Source organism: Sinomonas sp. P47F7 (assembly GCF_049332655.1).
Taxonomy (GTDB): domain Bacteria; phylum Actinomycetota; class Actinomycetes; order Actinomycetales; family Micrococcaceae; genus Sinomonas.
In genome coordinates this window covers 4,096,150-4,114,412 of the sequence record NZ_CP186327.1, presented here as the reverse complement: position 1 = coordinate 4,114,412, position 18,263 = coordinate 4,096,150, and the positions used below count along the sequence as shown (strand labels likewise).

Sequence of the window (18,263 nt, the reverse complement as noted above, 5' to 3'; positions counted from 1 at the left end):
TTTGCGCGGGGGTGCGCATCCACGGCTTGGCCAGGGGGACCGATCACCGACGGAGCCGCCTCCGGCTTCCCCTCGGCGAACCTGCCCAGGGAGCGGACAGGATCTAGCCCCGGGACACCCTCCGGGGAGAAGGAGCCGTTCATGCAACATCTCATTCGCATCTTGGCGCCCGTCGCGGCGGTGGCCCTCGCTGCCACGGTCACGACGGCAACCATGGGACCGGTCGCGGCCGACACCGCGTCAGGGTCGGCCCAGACCTATTTGGTCCTCTACAAATTCGGCGGAAGCGCCGCGGGAGCGTCGCGGGACGCGATCATCCGTGCCGGCGGAACGCTCGTCCAGGACTACGCGAAGATCGGCGTGGCAGTCGTCTCGTCCGGGTCGTCCGGATTTGCCGCCGCGCTCCAGGCCGCCGATCCGAGGGTGCAGGGGGCGGCAGCAACGGCGTCGTTCGGGGTCTCGCTCAAGGATGACGCGACGACGGACGCCGCGGATCCGGTCACCCCGCCCGCGCCCGCGCCCGGCGCTGACAGCCTCTCCGGGCTGCAATGGGACATGAACCAGATTCACACGCCCGAGGCACACGCCCTGAGCGGCGGCAGCGCCTCCGTGGTGGTCGGGGACATCGACACGGGGCTCGACTTCACGCACTCCGACCTCGCGCCGAACGTCGACTTCTCGCGGAGCGTCTCGTGCTTGGGCGGGGTGCCGAATCAGACCCCGGCCGCGTGGATGGACGACAACGGCCATGGCACGCACACAGCCGGGACGATCGCGGCGGCGAAGAACGGGACCGGGATCGTGGGCGTGGCGCCGAACGTGAAGCTCGCCGGCATCAAGGCCGGCGACGCGGCCGGATTCTTCTTCCCGGAGGCGGTGGTCTGCTCCTTCATGTGGGCCGGGGAACACGGCATTCAGGTGACCAACAACAGCTACTTCGCCGATCCCTGGCTCTTCAACTGCAAGAACGATCCCGGCCAGCGGGCCATCTGGGAGGCGGAGCGCCGGGCCATCCGGTTCGCGCAGCAGCAGGGCACCACGGTGGTCGCGGCGCTCGGCAACGCCTCCGACGATCTCGCGCACCCGACCCAGGACGTCACGAGTCCGGACAACACGACGCCCGTCACGCGCGAGATCACGAACGCGTGCGCCGTCGTCCCGGCCGAGGTGCCCGGAGTGATCGGCGTGAGCGCGGACGGGAACAAGGAGTTCAAGTCGTTCTACTCGAACTACGGAGTGGGCGTCACCCAGGTCATGGCTCCGGGCGGCGACTCGATCCTCCAGAAGACGGCCACGGCCCCCAACGGGCGCGTGCTCTCGACGTGGCCGGCGTCGCTCATCAACTCATGCCGCCGCAAGGTCTTCGACGCCTCGGGCGCGACCTACTGCTACCTGCAGGGAACGTCGATGGCCTCGCCACACGTGGCCGGCGTCGCGGCCCTCGTGGTGAGCTCGGGCGTGACCTCGCCGGGCGCCGTCGCGGCGCGGATCACGGCCACGGCCGATCCGCTGGCGTGCCCTGACACTGCGATGTATGCGCCGTTCCCGGCCGTCGACAACGGTGCACCGCAAGTCTGCCAGGGCGGCGTGGGCAGCAACTCGTTCAGCGGCAAGGGCCAAGTGAACGCGCTAACCGCCATCGGCGGATAGCGCCCGGCAAGCGCCCCTCCAATGGTCAGGTCCCGTGGGTCGAAACCCACGGGACCTGACCATTGGACGGCGAGGGCGTCAGCCCGCGTTGGCCTCGACCGCACCCCGGACGACCGGCGCGAGCCGCCGCACGCCCTCGCGGATCTGCTCGGGGGCCACGCCGCTGAACGCGAGCCGGAGCTTGTTGCTCGGACCGTCCGACGGCGTGAACGCGGCTCCCGGGATGAACACGACACCCGCGTCGATCGCCTGATACAGCAGGGGGTACGTGTCGATCCCCTCGGGAAGGGTGACCCACACGAAGAAGCCGCCCTCCGGCGTCGTCCATCGCGCCTCGGCGGGAAAGTATTCGGCGAGCGCCTGAAGCATCGCCGCGCACCGCTCGGCGTAGACCGCGCGGGATTCGGCGAGGTAGCCGCGCCAGTCGAACGTGCGGAAGAACTCCGTCACGAGGAGCTGGGTGAGCGATGACGGGCACAGCACCACGGCCTCGGCCGCGAGGTAGAAGCGGCGGTAGAGGTGCTTCGGCACGAGGGCCCAGCCGAGCCGGACGCCGGGCGAGAAGATCTTCGAGAAGGAGCCGCAGTAGATGACGTCGTCGGGGTTGTCGGCGCGCAGGGGCGTGAGCGGGTGCCCGTCGAAACGGAGCATGCCGTACGGGTTGTCCTCGAGCACGAGGATGTTGTGCTCACGGCAGATGTCGACGATCCGCTGGCGGCGCTCGGCGGCGAGCGTGATGCCGGAGGGGTTGTTGAAGCTCGGGATCGTGTAGAGGAGCTTGATGCGCTTGCCGGCGGCCTCGAGTTCGGCGATGCGCCGCTCGAGCTCCTCGGGGATGAGGCCGTTCTCATCCATCTCGATGGGCTCGACGTGGACCTGGTAGGCCTCGAACGTATTGAGCGCGCCGACGTACGTGGGGTTCTCAGCGAGCACCACGTCGCCGGGGTTGCAGAACACCTTGGCCGCGATGTCCTGCGCGGACTGCGAGCCCGTAGTCACCACGACGTCGTCCGGCGAGGCGCCCACGATGCCCTCCTCCGCCATGATTTCGCAGATGAGCTGGCGGAGCTCCTCGGTGCCCTTGCCGCCGCCGTAGTGGAGCGCCGTCATGCCGTGCTCGGTGATCACGCGCGAGGCCGTTTCCGCGACGAGGTCGAGCGGGAGTTTGGACAGGCTCGGCGAGCCGCCCGCGAGGGAGACGAGGCCCGGGCGGATGGAGATGTCGAAGACGTCGCGGACGGCCGACTGTTTGATGTTGTAGGCGCGTTCGGAGAAGAGCGCCTCGTGGCGGTGGCTGGCCTCCGCGCGCTCCAGCGCGGTCTGCGTCTCGGCGGTCAGTTCGACGGCGGTGTCCTGTGAAGTCACTCACTCAGGGTAGCGCGATGTTTCCAAATATGCACCCTTTGTTGCTCGCCGTATTTGGGCGGCGCGGTCTCGGGTCCACGGACCGTTCGGGACCTACCATGTGGTTATGTCTGCTTATACCATCACTCGCAGCGCCTTCATTCCGGCCCCGCCGGAGCAGATTTTCCCCTACGTCAACAGCTTCCGGAAGTGGACCGAGTGGTCCCCCTGGGAGGACCTCGACCCCGCACTCCAGCGCACCTACTCGGGCCCGGACGCCGGCCCAGGCGCGCGCTACGAGTGGCACGGCAATCGCAAGGCCGGCTCGGGCACCATGGAAATCCTCGAATCCACCGAGCCGAACAGCGTCCGAATTCGCCTCGAATTCGTCAAGCCGTTCAAGGCCGTCAACCCCACAGGCTTCACGTTCGAACCGCAGTCCGGGGGGACGCGGGTCACCTGGTCGATGACCGGCGAGCCGCAGGGCGCCGCAAAGATCTTCTCGATGTTCATGAACATGGACAAGATGGTCGGCAAGGACTTCGAAAAGGGTCTCGCCCGGCTGTCCGAGGCGGCGGCCCCCAAGGTCTGACGCGGAGGCCGTGAATATCGGGTGAACTTTACGCGAAAGTGCCCATGAATTCCTCTTAACGGCTGTAAAGAACCTATAAAGATCGGTCTCTTCAGTAACCCTGCGCGAGTTTGTTTCGGTGAAGTTAACGGGTGCTCCCCGACCCATCGCCCACCAGACGAATGTCCGAGCCGACGCGGCAGGAGTTGCTTCTCGATGGCCACGACCGAAGAAACAACCGAACTGACTCAGGGGCTCATCCTCAGCCCCGCTGACTGGCAAGCGGAACCAGACCGGCCCCCGCTGAGCAGGTTGCATCACTACTTTGAGGCCGCGTGCGATGCCACGCCGGCGGCCATTGCGCTCGAATGCGAGCGGCTCAGCCTCACGTACGCCCAGCTCGACGCGCGGGCCAACCAGCTCGCGCACTACCTCCTCGCAGCGGGAGTGGGACCGGGCTCCCGCGTTGGTTTGCTGCTCAACCGCTCGGTCGAGCTGTACGTCGCGCTCCTCGCGGCACAGAAGGCCGGAGCCGCATTCGTGCCGATCGATCCCGCGTCCCCCGCGGACCGCGTCGCGTACGTCTCGGAGGATTCCGGCCTCGCGCTCCTCATCTCCGCCTCGGAGCTGCGCGCGGGGCGCGCGGAGGTCGCGTGCCCCGCGCTCGACCTCGACGTGGTGAGCGAAGAGATCGCCTCCCACCCGGCGTCACGCCCGAGCCTCCCGAGGGATCGCGACACTGACCCGAGCGCGTACATCATCTACACCTCGGGCTCCACGGGACGCCCCAAGGGCGTCGACGTCGCGCAGTCGAGCATCTGCAACTTCATCAACATCGTGCCGGGCGTGTACGACGTGCGCCCCGCGGACCGCGTCTACCAGGGCATGACGCTCGCGTTCGACTTCTCCATCGAAGAGGTCTGGCCCACGTGGGCCGTCGGCGCGACCCTCGTGGCCGGCCCCACCGACTCCCGCCGACTCGGCTCCGGCCTGGCCGACTTCCTCGGGGAGCGCCGCATCTCCGTGCTCTACTGCGTGCCGACCGTCCTCGCGACGATCGATCGGGATCTTCCGCTCATCCGCGGCCTCCTGGTCGGCGGCGAGGCGTGCCCGGCCGAGCTCGTCGAGCGCTGGTCCACCCCGACGCGCCGCATGCTGAACACGTACGGCCCCACCGAGGGGACCGTGACGGCGACGTGGGGCGAGCTCCTTCCCGGCCGGACCGTGACCATCGGCCGGCCGCTGCCGACCTACCACATCAGCATCCTCGACGAGGACCGCGAGCCGGTCCTGTATGGCGAGGTCGGCGAGATCTGCATCGGCGGCCCGGGCGTCGCGCGGGGCTACATCAACCGCCCGGAGCAGACCGCGGACCGCTTCCTCACTGACCCGAGCGTCCCCGGCGGGCGGCTCTACCGGACCGGCGACCTCGGCCGGTTCACCGAGAACGGCGAGATCGAGTACCTCGGCCGCGCCGACAGCGAGGTCAAGATCCGCGGACACCGCGTGGACCTCGGCGAGATCGAGAGCGTGATCCTCAACGACCGGGCCGTGGCCGCCGCCGCAGTGAATCTGCGGCAGATGGACCACGGCGACCCCGAGCTCGTCGCGTACGTGACGCTCAAGGTCGGGGAGCAGGGCGGCGGGGAGCAGGACGGCGCGGAGCTCAGGAACCGCATCGGCGAGCAGCTGCGCGACCGCCTGCCCTCGTACATGGTGCCGGGCTTCCTCGAGGTTCTGACGGACCTGCCGCTCATGCCGAGCGGAAAGATCAACAAGAAGGCCCTGCCCAAGCCGAAGGGCTCGCGCCTGGTCCGGGCGTCGTCGTCGCACGCGGCCGCCGGCACCGCGCTCGAGCGCAAGGTCGGCGCGGTGTGGGCGAAGGCGTTCGGCATGGAGGCAGCAGAGCTCTCGGTGACCGCCGACTTCTTCCTCGAGCTCGGCGGCCACTCCCTTCTCGCCGCCCAAGCCGCCTCGCTCCTGCGCGAGACGGACTTCGCCGCGTCGGTCTCGATCGCGGACATCTACGCGCATCCCACGGTGCGGCAGCTCGCGCGCATGCTCGAGGCCGCGGGTGCCGAGTCGTCGCGGGCCTCCCTCGTCGCGGAGAACCGTCCCGAGTCCATCACCCACTCGTCGCGGCGGGTCTTCGGTGCAGGGCTCGCCCAGCTCGTCGTCGTGTACGCCCTGCTGCTCGCGGTGGGCGCGCCGACCGCCGTCGTCCTCGGTGAGGCAGGCGGGAAGCTGCACTACGTCGAACTCGCAACGTCCGTCATGGTGAGCCTCATCGTGAGCCGCATCGTGATCCCCGTAGTTGGCGTGCGTCTCCTCTCGTGGGGCCTGAGATCCGGGCACTATCCGCTGTGGGGGTGGACCTACCTCCGCGTCTGGACCATCCGGGCGCTGACCTCCTTCGCGCCGCTCAGTCTCCTCTCCGGCTCGCCGCTCATGGCCCCCTATCTGCGGCTCCTCGGCGCGAGCGTCGGCAAGAACTGCCACATCGCGACCGCGAGCCTCGCGCTGCCGTCGATGCTCTACATCGGCGACGAGGTGAGCGTCGGCTACAACGCCCAGCTGCTCCCGTTCCACGTTGAGCGCGGTTGGGTGACGATCAAGCCCATCACCGTTCGCAGCCACGCCTTCATCGGCGCGAATGCTGTGCTCCAGGCGGGCTCCGAGCTCGGCTATGGCGCCCTCCTCGCGGACATGTCGCTGGCCGCGGAGGGGCAGCTCATCCCGGCCCGTGAGGAATGGTCCGGCTCCCCGGCCTCGCGGGCCACCGAACCGGACGCGCTGCTCGCCGAGCTCGGCGGCCGGGAGCGGCCCGCCCGGGGCTGGACCGCAGGACACCACGCAGGCTTCGTGGCCGGCTACCTGTTCCTCGAGGTGCTGGCCCTCGCCACTCTCGCGCCCGGGGCGGCGTTCGCGGCGTGGGCCTATGAGACGGGCGGCCTCTTGGCCGGCCTCGGCGCGATCGCGCTCCTCGGCCCGGTCTACACCGTGACGACGTGCGCCGTGGTGCTGCTCGGCAAGAAGCTCGCGCTCCCGAAGACCCCGGCCGGAACGCACGCCGTGGCCTCGACGTTCGGACTCCGCAAGTGGTTCGCCGACAAGCTCCTCCAGATGAGCCTCTCGACCACGAACTCGATGTACGCGACCCTCTACACGGTGCCGTGGCTGCGGCTCCTGGGTGCGAAGGTGGGCCGGCGGTCCGAGGTGTCCACCGCGGCCCATCTGGACCCGGACCTGCTGGTCCTCGGCACGGAGAGCTTCATCGCGGACATGGCGGCGGTGGGCAGCGCGACCTACCGGAACGGGTACGTCAGCCTGGGCCTCACCGAGGTCGGGAACCGTTCGTTCGTGGGCAACGCCGCGCTGCTGCGTTCCGGAACGAAGATGGGGGAGTCCGCGCTCGTGGGCGTGCACAGCATGGCCCCGGTCAGCGGCGTCCCGCGCGGCACCGACTGGCTCGGCTCGCCCGCCATGCGGCTTCCCCGGCGCCAGGAGAGCGAGGCGTTCGGTGACGAGCTCACCTACCGCCCCACGAGGTGGCGCGTGTTCGAGCGGTACGTCATCGAGTACATCCGGATTGTGCTTCCGAGCTCGATCATCGGCACGGCGTCCTTCGGCGGTATGCTCCTGGGCGCGGCCGTGGCCCGGCAAGGACATCACCTCGCGACCCTCCTCGCCGCTCCGGTGATCGTCCTCGGGGTCGGCCTTGCGACCGTGCTGACCGTCGCCGCGCTCAAGTGGCTCGTGGTGGGGCGCTACCGTCCGCGCGTTGAGCCTCTGTGGGGTCGGTTCGTGCGCCGCACCGAGCTCGTCACGGCGCTCTACGAGGCCGCCGCCGTGCCGGGGCTGTTCGTGTGGCTCACGGGCACGCCGTGGATGGGTCCGATGCTGCGGCTGTTCGGTGCGAACGTCGGGAAGCGCACGTGCATCTCGACCACGTTCCTGACCGAGTTCGACCTCGTCCACATCGGCGACGACGTCGCGGTCGATCCCAACACCTCGCTCCAGACCCACCTCTTCGAGGATCGGGTCATGAAGATGTCCACGATCGAGCTTGAGCGTGGCGTGAGCGTGGGGAGCCGCTCGGTGGTGCTCTACGACACCCGCGTCGGGGCCGGCACGACGGTCGATCCGCTCTCCCTCGTCATGAAGGGCGAGGAGCTGCCGGCGGCGACGCGTTGGCGCGGCATCCCGAGCCGCGCCGTGCGCTAGCGGGGGTTATGCCGCGCTCCTGCCCGCTTCTTCGGGTGCCGTCTGGGTGTCGGCCGCGACGCGCCGGGGCAAGGTCAATCGATTGACAACTAACAACCGGACTGGAGCGCGGCGACCCTCGCCTTAACGCGAGCGGACGACGGCGGGTGGTCACCCGCCGTCGTCCGTTTCAGTTCTCGTCTTCGTCCGCGCCCTCGGCCGGATCCTCGGAATGCGCGCGGATCTCGGTGGCGTCGAGCTCGGAATCACCCTCGGCGGGCGCCTCGCTGTGGACGCGATCCTCGTCGCCCTCGATGCCTGCGAAGCTTGACATTATCGCCGATCACCTCGATTTGTCTGGCGGCTGTTCTGCGGTCCCCGCTTTCCAGCGTAGGACGGCGCGTGACCGCCCGCCATGGCCCGAGGCGCGGTTTCGCAGGGCTTGGCGAGGCCTTGCGAGGGTCAGCTCGCGAGGGTCAGTTCGCGAGGGTCAGTTCGCGGTCAGTTCGCGGCAGCGACGGCGACCACGTCGGCGGCTGCGAGGGTCGCGACGACCGAGCGGATGCCCTCGACGACCTCGGCGTCGTTCTGCGGCTCGAGGGCCGCGAAGCGCTGGTATGAGCCGCCGACGGCGAACTTGGCGTCGTCGAGCACGGTCGCGCCGGCGATCTTGAGGGACTTGCGGATATCGTCGTGGCTCCACAGCCCGCCGTACTGGCCGGCGGAGGTCCCGATGACCGCGGCGACCGTGCCGGTCGCGGCGCTCTGGCCGAACGGGCGGGAGATCCAGTCGATCGCGTTGTTGAGCACGGCCGGCATCGTGCCGTTGTACTCGGGGGAGACGAAGAGGACGCCGTCCGCGGCGGCGACAGCCGCGCGGAGCTCGGCGGCCTTGGCCGGGACCTGGCCCTCGACGTCGAGGTCCTCGTTGTAGAACGGGATCTCCTCGAGGCCCGTGAACGTGGTCACCAGGGTGCCCTCGGGTGCGGTCGATGCCGCGATCTCGGCGAACTTGTTGTTCACGGACTCGGCGCGCAGGCTGCCGACGAGGGTCAGGATGGTCTTCTCGGCCACGGGGGCTCTCCTTCGTTGAGCGTGTCACGCCGGGGAGTCGGCGTTTCTGTGATGCGTCAACTACTTTAAGCCCCGGGTTCATTCCCGCCGACTTTCATGGCGTCGCGTGACCTCGGCCGCGCGCCCGATCGCGCGGCTTGTGGGCGCGCGGCGCGAGGCGCCAGCCCCGAAACGTCAAAGGGTCACGCCCGCGGGTGGCAACCCACGAGGCGTGACCCTAGACGGAAGACACCGCCCGTCAAGCTCTGCGCGAGGCGCGCCCGTCAGGCTCCCCGCCAAGCCCCAGTCTTACCTCGAGACGAGCCCGTGCCAGTCGCCCGTGAGCGGGAGGCCGTGAGCCTCGGACACGGAGCGGTTGGTCACGTGCCCGGCGGCCACGTTGAGGCCCGCGGCGAGGGCGGCGTTGCGCTCGAGCGCCTTCTCGACCCCGAGATCGGCCAGGAGCACGCCGTAGCGCAGCGTCACGTTCGTGAGCGCGAACGTCGACGTGTTCGGAACGGCGCCCGGCATGTTCGCGACGCAGTAGAAGATCGAGTTGTGCACCCGGAACGTGGGGTCCTGGTGCGTGGTGGGGTGGGAGTCCTCGAAGCAGCCGCCCTGGTCGATCGCGATGTCCACGAGCACCGAGCCCGGCTTCATGCGGGCCACGAGTTCGTTGGAGACGAGCTTCGGGGCCTTCGCGCCCGGCACGAGCACCGAGCCGATCACGAGGTCCGCCTCGACGAGGGACTTCTCGATCTCGTACTTGTTCGACGCGACCGTCTTGAGGCGGCTGCCGTACAGCGCGTCGAGCTCCTGGAGCCGCGAGATGTTGATGTCGAGGATCGTCACGTCCGCACCGAGCCCCATCGCGACGACCGCGGCGTTCGTCCCCGCGACGCCCGCGCCCAGCACCACGACCTTCGCGGGCCGCACGCCCGGGACGCCGCCCAGCAGCACGCCCTTGCCGCCGTTCGGCGCGAGGAGCGACTGCGCGCCGACCTGCACGGACAGGCGGCCGGCCACCTCGGACATCGGCGCGAGCAGCGGGAGCGTGCGCCCCTCCTGGACCGTCTCGTACGCGATCGCGGTGACGCCCGCGTCGATGAGGGCGTGGGTCAGCGCCGGCTCGGCGGCGAGGTGCAGGTAGGTGAAGAGGATGAGCCCCTTGCGGAAGTGGTGGTACTCCGCGGCGATGGGCTCCTTGACCTTCATGATCATGTCCGCGCGGGCCCAGACGTCTGCCGCGTCCTCGACGATCTCGGCGCCGGCCACGCGGTACTCGTCGTCCGCGATGCTCGAACCGAGCCCCGCCCCCGACTCGATGAGCACGGTGTGGCCGTGCGCCACGAACTCGTGCACCCCGGCGGCCGTCATGGCCACCCGGAATTCGTTGTTCTTGATCTCCTGGGGGACTCCGATGATCACTGTCGTCTCCGTTGGTTCGAGGGCCCTCGTGGGGCCGTTTGTCGGGCTTCCGCGGTGGTTCCAGCGTAGGCTCACTGTGAGATGCGCAACAGCGCCATGGGGCCCGGCTGGGAGGCGACTTCCCCGGAATTCCGGGGATCACGTCGTCGTCCGTTCGACGTTTGTCGCAGTGTTGAGCGGCAAGTGTCCCCTCGTGTGGGGTGGCTCCCCTTATGCTGGAAGGCATGCGCGAAGGCGTCGAAGAACTCGTCGAAAAGGCGGCCCAGAAGCTCGGGAGGGGGCTCTCGGTCGAGGATCTCGACGGACTGCTCGTGGCGTACTCGTCGAACCAGTCGCACGCGGATCCCGTGCGCGTGAACTTCCTCCTCAGCAAACGCGTGCCCGCCGACGTGAGCGCGTGGCAACTCTCGCACGGGATCGCGACGGCCGTGCGCCCCGTGGCCGTGCCGCCCAACCCGGGGCTCGGCATGTACGGGCGCGTGTGCGTGCCGCTGCTCGTGCGCGGGTTCCGCGTGGGCTATCTGTGGGTCCAACAGGAGCCCAACGAAGAAAGCGCTGCGGCGATCCTCGCCGCGCTCCCCGGCGTCCGGCTCGAGATCGAGCTCATCGCGGGCCTCCTGCTCGATTCCAACACCGCGGCGTCCGCGCATCGGCGCGCGCGCGAGTCTCGGTTCCTCGCGGCTGCGGCGGGGGACAAGGCCGCGCTTTCGGAGATCGCGGGGTGGCGCGAGGTGCACGGCCACGCGCCGTGGCAGATGGTGACACTCCTCGACCCCGCCGGCGTGAGTCCCGAGGATCCCCAGGCCGCGGTCGTCGCGACGAGCACGGCGGCCATGCTCGCGACCGCGGGGATCGACCCGGCGCTCTTCACCGCGGGAACCGAGACGCATTCCGTGGTCCTGTTCGTGCACTCGACCGGGCGCGCGAGCCACGCCGCCGTCCTCACGCATTACGAGCGCGAACTCGCGAAGCGTTCGGGGCGACCCGCGGGGCGCGTGCTCGTGGGCATCAGTGAGCCGTTCACGTCGCTGCGCGCGCTGCCCGACGCCTACGCCCAGTCGAAGGTCGCGGCCCAGGCCGGGGCGGTGGACCCCGCGCTCGGCGAGCTCGTGGACGTTCGCTCGGTGGGGGCGTACCAGCTCATGGGCGCACTCACCTCGGAGCCCTCGAGCGTGTACGCCGACCTGCTCATCGAGGAGGACCGCGAGGGCGAGCTCCTCCCCGTGCTCGAGGAGCTCTACGACAACGACGGCGCCGTCCAGGCCGTCGCCGACCGGCTCCACGTGCACCGCTCGACCGTGTACCACCGGATCGCGCGCATCCGGAAGCTGCTGGGCGCGGACCCGCTTGGCGGGCGCGTCCGGCAGGAGCTGCACCTCGCGCTCAAGGCCCGCCGCTGGGCCGGACGGCCCCGGATCTGACCTCTCGCTGGGCGAGATCTGACCGTTCGTCGACGAGCGGGCAGATCTTCCGCGACGAGTGGTCACATCGCGGCTGATCCTGGGTCAGATCCCCGGGTCAGATCCCCGGGTCAGATCCCCGGGCCAGATCCCCGGGTCAGATCCCGCGGCGCCGTCTTCGGGGCCCTTCTTCTGCGCCGCGAGCCACGCGAGCACGTGCTCGCGGCGGATCCGCCGGTGCGTCCCCCTGTACTCGACCGGCCACGTGCCGAGGTCGGTGAGCTTGCGCACGTAGCTGTGGCTGATCCCCGCGAGCTCGGCGGCCTGGGCGACGGTGAGGACGTCCTCCGCGCTGGTCACCGTCACCGACTCGCCGCGGCCGAGCCGCGCGAGCAGGTCCAGGACCGCGTCTCGCGCCTCGTCCGGCAGGCGGTACGCGGTGCCGTCGGCGAAGACCGTGACGTCGCCGGCCCCGAGGGCCTGCCGCACGGCGTCGGCGTCTTCGGGGCTCAGGGCAGGCGCATGATGCGGGGCGAAGCGGCTCATGCGCTTCAGCGTAGCCAAACAGAAGGACGACGGCGGCGCGCGTCCCCGCCGTCGTCCTTGGTTGGTGTGGTGGGGCCGGGCTCCTTGGCTACCGCGCCGGACTTTCCGAAGTAGACGTTGTAGCCTAAACTAAATTCTTTGAAACTTGACTTGACTCCGGAAAGGAGTGTGCGCATGTCCCCCGATGTGCACCACCACCGCAGCGTGAGCGTCGTCATCGACCACGCCCATGAGCTGGACACGATGCTCGGCTCGGCCATCGAGACGCTGCAGCTGTCGGCAGCCGCCAACCCGTGCTGCGGCATCCTCGTGACCCGCGAGGCAGCGGGCCAGTACACGGTCGCTCACGACGAGAGCGTCCCCTTCGGCCTCACGCACCAGCGGATCGCGTGACGCCCTAAGCGGCCCACCCCCCAGCGGCCGCTTCGGGCAAAGGATGACGGCGCGCGTGCCCCCTGGGGTGCGGCGTTGAAAGAGAACAGACGACGGCGCGCGGTGCCTTTCGCAGCTTGGACCAAGCAGCGGAAGGCGCCGCGCGCCGTCGTCTGTTGTGGGCGCCTTCTGTTGTGGGCTCCGTCTGGGTGAGGCGCCCGCTGCGAGCTAGCCCTGGCTCGTGAAGAGCAGTCCCTTGGGGTGGATCGCGTCGAGGCCTGCGATCGGCGTGAGGGTTCCGTTGTCGAGGTTGAGCGACGCGAGATAGTTCGCGCCCGACTTCGGGGTCACCGTGGACACGGCCGTGCCGCTGGCGAAGTTGCCGGTCACCGCGTCCACGGCGTTGTGATCCGGGTCGGTGATCCAGAGGGTCTGTCCGCTCCCGGAAGCGAAGACGGTGTCGTCCACCTGCTTGTTCAGGTTCAGCACTTGGAGCTGCGGCGACGTGGCGCTGTTGGCGAAGATGAGCTGCTGGTCGGCCTGCGAGTCGAGCATGAAGTCGTTCGCAAACCGCGGGCTCGACGAGGGAACCACAGTGTTGGAGTCCGGGTCGGTGAGCGCGAGGGACGTGGAGTTGGCCTGGGCGCCGTCGGCGAGCTGTGCCGTGGAATCGTCCCGGAACACCGGCGTCAAGGCGGCCGTGGAGCCGGAAAGGGTCACCTGATACACGGCCGCTCCCGCGGTGGACGCCGGGTTCGAGCCGCTGACCAGGATCTTGCCCTGGTAGACGGAGATCGCATCGGTACCGCCGCCGTGCGTAAGCCCGGTGTAGGCGAAGTTGGTCACGGCCTTGGCGCCCGCGGCCGGGTTCACGGTGTGGAACGACGAGTTGCCGTCCTCGTTGGTCGTGACGAGCAGCCGGGAGTTGGCGGCGTCGGCCCCCAGGCCGTCGATCTTGCCCGTGATGTTCCACGAGGCGCCGGGCTTCCCGTCGAGGGAGTATTGCTGGATGGTGCTTGCCGTGGCGCCGTTCGCGGCGGGCTCGCCCATCGAACCGACGCCGTTCTGGAACGCCACGTAGATGCTGTCGCCCAGGCGGACGATGTCGTCGGGCTTGCTCTCTGTGCCGACGGCCGCGAAGGTCTTGACGCTGTAGGAATCTGCCGTGCCGGTTGGAGTGGTCGCTGCGGCCATTGCGGGCATCGCGGCTCCGGTCAGGGCGGCTGCAAGAACGCCGACGGGAAGGGCGGTGCCGAGCACGCGACGGCGGGAAGTCATGCTGGTCATGGCGGGATCCTCTGTCTCGGGTGTGTCCCCCACCCGGGGCTACGCTCCGCCCGCCGGATGGCCCCCAGATGGCTGGCCGGTGAATCACTGGTTGCCGGCCCGTGGGAAGTCCCTGAGTGCCGCGCCCCGGGCGCCGCGCCGCTTGCCCCCGGCCGGCCCCGGCTGGCACTCGCGCTCCAGCCCGCTTGATGTTCCCCAATCGGTTCGGGAACCGGCGCGCCGGGGCTCGCCACCCACTCGGCCGCCAAAGAAGCGGGCTGGAGCACGCGCCCGGATGGCGCTAAGCGGCCGTCGGCTCCTTGAGCGCGGCCTTCGGATCGCGCAGCTTGGCGTTCGGGAGCGCGAGGGTGATGAGGAACGCGATGAAAACGAGGGCCGCCGCAGTGAGCATGACGCCGTCCACGGCCTGCGAGAAACCGTCCTTGATGGGGTGCGTTAGCACCGCGTTGGCGTTGTGGAGCCAGCTCGTGTCGTTGAGGTTGTCCGAGCCGAGGCCGCCCGAGGCGCCCTTGAACAGGTCGAAGAGCGGCTTGTTGGCCGGGTCCGCCGCGACGGCCGGGTCGTGGAGGGTCTTGATGAAGTCCGGCTGGGTGAGTGCGTCCTTCATGGTCGAGGTGATCTTGTCCGCCGCGAGGCTGAACAGCATCGAGATGAACACAGCCGTGCCGACCGCGCCGCCCATTGAGCGGAAGAACGCGGCGGTCGAGGTCCCCACACCCATGTCCTTCGGAGGGACGGAGGTCTGCATCGCGAGGACGAGCGGCTGCATGCAGCAGCCCAGACCCATCCCGAAGAAGACGGCGACGACGCCCGGGACCCACAGCGGCGAGTCCACGTTGAGCACGAAGCCCATCGTCAGGGCCGCGCCCGCGAGCAGGAGCGTACCGATCACGGGGAAGATCTTGAACGTGCCGGTCGCGGAGATGGTGCGGCCCGCGATGATCGACGCGGACATGATGCCGATCGTGAACGTGACCATGAGCAGGCCGGCCGCGGTCGGCGTGAGCCCCTTCACGAGCTGCAGGTACATGGGCAGCATGGCGATCGCTCCGAACATCCCGATGCCGATGATGAAGTTCAGCACCGCGGAGAGGCTGAACTGGGCGCTCTTGAAGAGGCGGAGGGGGATGAGTGCGTAGTCGCCCGCGCGCTTCTCGAGCAGGATGAACAGGGCGATTCCCACGGCGCCGATCGCATAGCACGTGATCGAGGCCGCCGAGCCCCAGCCCCACCCGCGGCCCTGTTCCGCGACGAGGAGCAACGGCACGAGGCCCACGGTGATTGCGGCCGCGCCGAGGTAGTCGATCTTCTGCCGCTCGTGGTGAGCCGGCAGGTGCAAGAACAGGAACACGGTGATGAGCGCTGCGATGCCGACGGGGACGTTGACGTAGAAGACCCAGCGCCAGCCCGTGATCCACAGGATCTGGTTCGCACCAGCGAATGCGCCGCCCACCACAGGGCCCAGAACCGAAGAGACGCCGAAGACGGACATGAAGTAGCCCTGGTACTTCGCGCGGTCGGAGAGCGGAACGATGTCACCGATAATCGCGAGCGCGAGGGCCATGAGGCCGCCGGCGCCGAGGCCCTGGATGCCGCGGGCGACGGCGAGCTCGGTCATCGAGTGCACGGAGCCCGAGAAGACCGATCCGCCGAGGAAGATCACGATGGCCGCGAGGTAGAGGGGGCGGCGGCCGAAGATGTCGGAGAGCTTGCCGTAAAGCGGCGTGCTCACCGTCGAGGTGATGAGGTACGCGGTCGTCGCCCACGCCTGGAGGCTGAGGCCGTCGAGGTCGTTGGCGACCGTGTAGATCGCCGTCGAGACGATGGTCTGATCGAGCGACGCGAGGAACATGCCCAGCATGAGCCCCGTCATGACGCCAGTGATGTGGCGCTTGCTCAGGGCCCCCGGCGGTGCGGCGGACGGTGCGGTACGAGACACGGGAGGCTCCCAGAAGAGAAGGGCAGGGACGGAAAGATGGATCGTTGCTTACCGTAACTATGTTACGGCCCAATCCATTCCCCGTTCCCGCCACTTCTGGGGGCTCACCCGGGCGCTCGCCGCACCTACTGCACTGCCGCATTTGCTGCGGGTCCACCCCCGGTCTACCTCGCGGCGCCCTTCCCTGTGCCGGCCTTCTCTGTGCCGGCCTTCTCTGGGCGCACGAACAGCGTCTCGGCCTGCTCGAGCGACATGCCGTTCGTCTCAGGGACCTTCATGAACACGAACACGAAGGAGAGGGCGGCGAACGCCGCGTACAAGCCGTAGGTCAGCGTGAGGGACCAGGCGGCCATCGCCGGGAACGAGACCGTGATGAGGAAGTTCGCGATCCACTGGGCGGCCGCCGCGATCCCGAGCCCGCGGGCGCGGATCGACGGCGGGAAGATCTCGCCGAGGAGCACCCACACGAGCGGACCCCACGAGGCGCCGAAGCAGACCACGAACACGTTGGCCGCGACGAGCGCGATCGGGCCCCACGCACCGGAGAGGCTCGGCTCGCCCTTGACGAGCGTCGCCGTCGAGAACGCGAGCGCCATGACGCCGAGGGAGACGGCCATGCCCACGGAGCCCACGAGCAGGATGGGCCGGCGGCCCACGCGGTCTACGAGAGCGATCGCGATGAGCGTCACGAGGATGTTCGTGATCGACGTGACCACGGAGATGGTGAGCGAATCCTCCTCGCGGAAGCCGACGGACTTCCAGAGGGTGGTCGAGTAGTAGAAGATCACGTTGATCCCCACGAACTGCTGGAACACCGAGAGCGCGATTCCGACCCACAGCACGGGCTTGAGGCCCAGGGAGCTTCCGCGCAGCGCGCCGCGGCGTTCGGCGTGGCGGTCCTCCTCGATGGCCTGGCGGATGTCGCGGATCTCGCGGTCGAGGTCGCCTTCGGGGGCGATGGACTCGAACACGCCCCGCGCCTTCTCCTCATCGCCGCGCAGTACGAGGAAGCGCGGGGACTCGGGCAGGACGAAGGCGATCCATCCGTAGACGACGGCGGGCACCGCGCCCGCGATGAACATCCACCGCCACGCTTCGATGCCGGCCCAGAGCGAGTGGCTCGCGCCGCCAGCGCCGTTCGCGAGGAGCGCGTCGCTGAGGAGGGCGGCGAAGATGCCGGTCGTGATCGCGAGCTGCTGGAGAGAGGCGAGGCGGCCGCGGACGTGCCGTGGGGAGATCTCGGAGATGTAGGCCGGCGCGATCACGGACGCGAGCCCGATCCCGAGGCCGCCGATGAGGCGCCACACGATGAGGTCCCCCAGGCCGATCGAGAAGCCCGTGCCGATCGCGCTGACCAGGAACAGGAGCGCGCCGAGCTTCATGGCCGGGATGCGGCCGAACCGGTCGCCGATCGCACCTGCGAGCCACGAGCCCACCGCGCAGCCCAGCAGTGCGACGGCGACGGCGAAACCTGTTACCCCCTTGGAGAGGGCGAAGCTGCCTTGGATCGAATCGACCGCGCCGTTGACCACCGACGAGTCGAAACCGAAGAGGAAGCCGCCGACCGCGCCGGCGACGGCGAGGCCGATCACTTTGCGATGGAGAGGGGCTTGGGCCGTCGCGATATCGGCGGCGGCCTTGTTATGGAATTCCGGCATCAGCGGCCCTGCTTTCGCATCACTCGATCGGACAGACGTGTGCGCGCTGGCCCACCAGCAGGTGCGCCGCGGCGCCGTGTCAGTCTGCCACTTACCCCGCGGGGCGCAAATTCACACGAATTCACGCGGCTCACCGCGTTCACACGGCTCACCGCCCGATCGGCCGGCCGCTCGGCTGGACGCTCGGCTGGATGCTCGGCCCGTGCCGAGCTCGTCCTGCTCTACTGCTCGGGTTCAATCCTCACGTGCCAGCTCGAACCCGACGAGCCAGTGCAAGCCGTAGCGGTCGATCACCTGACCGTCCCAGGCTCCCCACGGTCGCTCTTGGAACTCGTCCACGACGCGCCCGCCATCCGAGAGCCGGGCGAACCAGGCCCGCAGAGTGCTGGGCTCGGCCGTCCCGAGAAGCGTGAGCATGAGTCCCTCGGACCGGATCGCGCCGGCCGAGCCGCCCGCGGAGTTCGCGCCGGAGGAACCGCCCGCAGTGTTCCCCTCGGCGTCCGCGCCGTACAGCGTCACGAGGCCGGTGAGCATGCCGTGGGCGATCGCGGTGAGCGGCTCGTCGGTCCGCCCGAACTCGGCGCGGGTGTGGAGCGTGAGCTCGCCGCCGAACACGTCTTGGTAGAACGTGAGCGCTTCGCGGGCCGATCCGGGGAACAGGGCGTAGGGCAGAGGCGAGGGCGACATGCGGTTCACGCTAGCCGCGCGAGGCCCGATCCGCCATCGCCCGCACGGCCGACGGCGGCACGAGTGGCGGGCCCGCACGGCCGACGGCGGCAAGGGTGGCAGGCCCGCACGGCCGACGGCGGCAA

At 69.3% G+C, this 18,263-nt stretch carries 14 protein-coding genes; 5 read left to right on the top strand and 9 right to left on the bottom strand.

The genetic code is table 11. The features are described from left to right. Positions 1–141: 141 nt before the first annotated feature. Positions 142–1,650, top strand: coding sequence for a S8 family peptidase (locus ACOKR1_RS19225; RefSeq protein WP_422934485.1), 1,509 nt, complete (start codon positions 142–144; stop codon positions 1,648–1,650). A 78-nt stretch (positions 1,651–1,728) separates the two neighbouring features. Here the strand turns inward: ACOKR1_RS19225 and ACOKR1_RS19220 are convergent, their stop codons facing one another. Beyond that, a complete protein-coding gene (locus tag ACOKR1_RS19220; RefSeq protein ID WP_422934484.1) occupies positions 1,729–3,015 on the bottom strand; it encodes a PLP-dependent aminotransferase family protein in 1,287 nt (428 codons plus the stop codon). A gap of 106 nt (positions 3,016–3,121) precedes the next feature. Between ACOKR1_RS19220 and ACOKR1_RS19215 the strand changes: the two genes are divergently transcribed. Both ACOKR1_RS19215 and ACOKR1_RS19210 read left to right on the top strand, forming a co-directional pair. Then, positions 3,122–3,586 (top strand): SRPBCC family protein, encoded by a 465-nt coding sequence (locus tag ACOKR1_RS19215; protein ID WP_422934483.1) that lies wholly within the window; start codon positions 3,122–3,124, stop codon positions 3,584–3,586. 195 nt (positions 3,587–3,781) lie between these two features. Continuing rightward, positions 3,782–7,789: a Pls/PosA family non-ribosomal peptide synthetase gene (locus ACOKR1_RS19210; RefSeq protein WP_422934482.1), complete on the top strand. Its 4,008-nt coding sequence runs from the start codon at positions 3,782–3,784 to the stop codon at positions 7,787–7,789. Between the two features lie 169 nt (positions 7,790–7,958). Here the strand turns inward: ACOKR1_RS19210 and ACOKR1_RS19205 are convergent, their stop codons facing one another. From ACOKR1_RS19205 to ald, 3 genes are all read right to left on the bottom strand, one after another. Next, a complete protein-coding gene (locus ACOKR1_RS19205; RefSeq protein WP_415854696.1) occupies positions 7,959–8,102 on the bottom strand; it encodes a hypothetical protein in 144 nt (47 codons plus the stop codon). Between the two features lie 167 nt (positions 8,103–8,269). After that, positions 8,270–8,842 (bottom strand): NAD(P)H-dependent oxidoreductase, encoded by a 573-nt coding sequence (locus tag ACOKR1_RS19200; RefSeq protein ID WP_422934481.1) that lies wholly within the window; start codon positions 8,840–8,842, stop codon positions 8,270–8,272. A gap of 288 nt (positions 8,843–9,130) precedes the next feature. Further along, on the bottom strand, positions 9,131–10,249 hold the full coding sequence (gene ald, locus ACOKR1_RS19195; protein WP_422934480.1) for an alanine dehydrogenase: 1,119 nt from the start codon (positions 10,247–10,249) through the stop codon (positions 9,131–9,133). A gap of 224 nt (positions 10,250–10,473) precedes the next feature. Here ald and ACOKR1_RS19190 point away from each other — a divergent pair, with 224 nt between their 5' ends. Then, positions 10,474–11,670 (top strand): PucR family transcriptional regulator, encoded by a 1,197-nt coding sequence (locus tag ACOKR1_RS19190; protein WP_422934479.1) that lies wholly within the window; start codon positions 10,474–10,476, stop codon positions 11,668–11,670. A gap of 84 nt (positions 11,671–11,754) precedes the next feature. On the opposite strand, the gene ACOKR1_RS19185 is transcribed toward ACOKR1_RS19190, so the two are convergent. Next, the gene (locus ACOKR1_RS19185) at positions 11,755–12,195 is read right to left on the bottom strand and encodes a helix-turn-helix domain-containing protein (protein ID WP_422934478.1); all 441 of its coding nucleotides are present in this window, start codon (positions 12,193–12,195) and stop codon (positions 11,755–11,757) included. 174 nt (positions 12,196–12,369) lie between these two features. Here ACOKR1_RS19185 and ACOKR1_RS19180 point away from each other — a divergent pair, with 174 nt between their 5' ends. Beyond that, positions 12,370–12,588 (top strand): hypothetical protein, encoded by a 219-nt coding sequence (locus tag ACOKR1_RS19180; protein ID WP_422934477.1) that lies wholly within the window; start codon positions 12,370–12,372, stop codon positions 12,586–12,588. Positions 12,589–12,795: 207 nt separating this feature from the next. On the opposite strand, the gene ACOKR1_RS19175 is transcribed toward ACOKR1_RS19180, so the two are convergent. The 4 genes from ACOKR1_RS19175 to ACOKR1_RS19160 form a co-directional block, all read right to left on the bottom strand. Further along, positions 12,796–13,854 carry a hypothetical protein gene (locus ACOKR1_RS19175; RefSeq protein WP_422934476.1) on the bottom strand — a complete coding sequence of 353 codons (1,059 nt, stop codon included), beginning with the start codon at positions 13,852–13,854 and terminating at the stop codon, positions 12,796–12,798. A 280-nt stretch (positions 13,855–14,134) separates the two neighbouring features. After that, positions 14,135–15,793 (bottom strand): MDR family MFS transporter, encoded by a 1,659-nt coding sequence (locus tag ACOKR1_RS19170; RefSeq protein ID WP_422934475.1) that lies wholly within the window; start codon positions 15,791–15,793, stop codon positions 14,135–14,137. A gap of 164 nt (positions 15,794–15,957) precedes the next feature. Further along, the gene (locus ACOKR1_RS19165) at positions 15,958–17,451 is read right to left on the bottom strand and encodes a sugar porter family MFS transporter (RefSeq protein WP_422934474.1); all 1,494 of its coding nucleotides are present in this window, start codon (positions 17,449–17,451) and stop codon (positions 15,958–15,960) included. A gap of 234 nt (positions 17,452–17,685) precedes the next feature. After that, positions 17,686–18,138: a VOC family protein gene (locus ACOKR1_RS19160; RefSeq protein ID WP_422934473.1), complete on the bottom strand. Its 453-nt coding sequence runs from the start codon at positions 18,136–18,138 to the stop codon at positions 17,686–17,688. Between the last annotated feature and the right edge of the window lie 125 nt (positions 18,139–18,263).

Bases quoted from the DNA above. Each gene is read 5' to 3' on its own strand.
- ACOKR1_RS19225 (WP_422934485.1), top strand. From the start codon at position 142: ATGCAACATCTCATTCGCATCTTGGCGCCCGTCGCGGCGGTGGCCCTC.
- ACOKR1_RS19215 (WP_422934483.1), top strand. From the start codon at position 3,122: ATGTCTGCTTATACCATCACTCGCAGCGCCTTCATTCCGGCCCCGCCG.
- ACOKR1_RS19210 (WP_422934482.1), top strand. From the start codon at position 3,782: ATGGCCACGACCGAAGAAACAACCGAACTGACTCAGGGGCTCATCCTC.
- ACOKR1_RS19205 (WP_415854696.1), bottom strand. From the start codon at position 8,102: ATGTCAAGCTTCGCAGGCATCGAGGGCGACGAGGATCGCGTCCACAGC.
- ACOKR1_RS19190 (WP_422934479.1), top strand. From the start codon at position 10,474: ATGCGCGAAGGCGTCGAAGAACTCGTCGAAAAGGCGGCCCAGAAGCTC.
- ACOKR1_RS19185 (WP_422934478.1), bottom strand. From the start codon at position 12,195: ATGAGCCGCTTCGCCCCGCATCATGCGCCTGCCCTGAGCCCCGAAGAC.
- ACOKR1_RS19180 (WP_422934477.1), top strand. From the start codon at position 12,370: ATGTCCCCCGATGTGCACCACCACCGCAGCGTGAGCGTCGTCATCGAC.
- ACOKR1_RS19175 (WP_422934476.1), bottom strand. From the start codon at position 13,854: ATGACCAGCATGACTTCCCGCCGTCGCGTGCTCGGCACCGCCCTTCCC.
- ACOKR1_RS19165 (WP_422934474.1), bottom strand. From the start codon at position 17,451: ATGCCGGAATTCCATAACAAGGCCGCCGCCGATATCGCGACGGCCCAA.
- ACOKR1_RS19160 (WP_422934473.1), bottom strand. From the start codon at position 18,138: ATGTCGCCCTCGCCTCTGCCCTACGCCCTGTTCCCCGGATCGGCCCGC.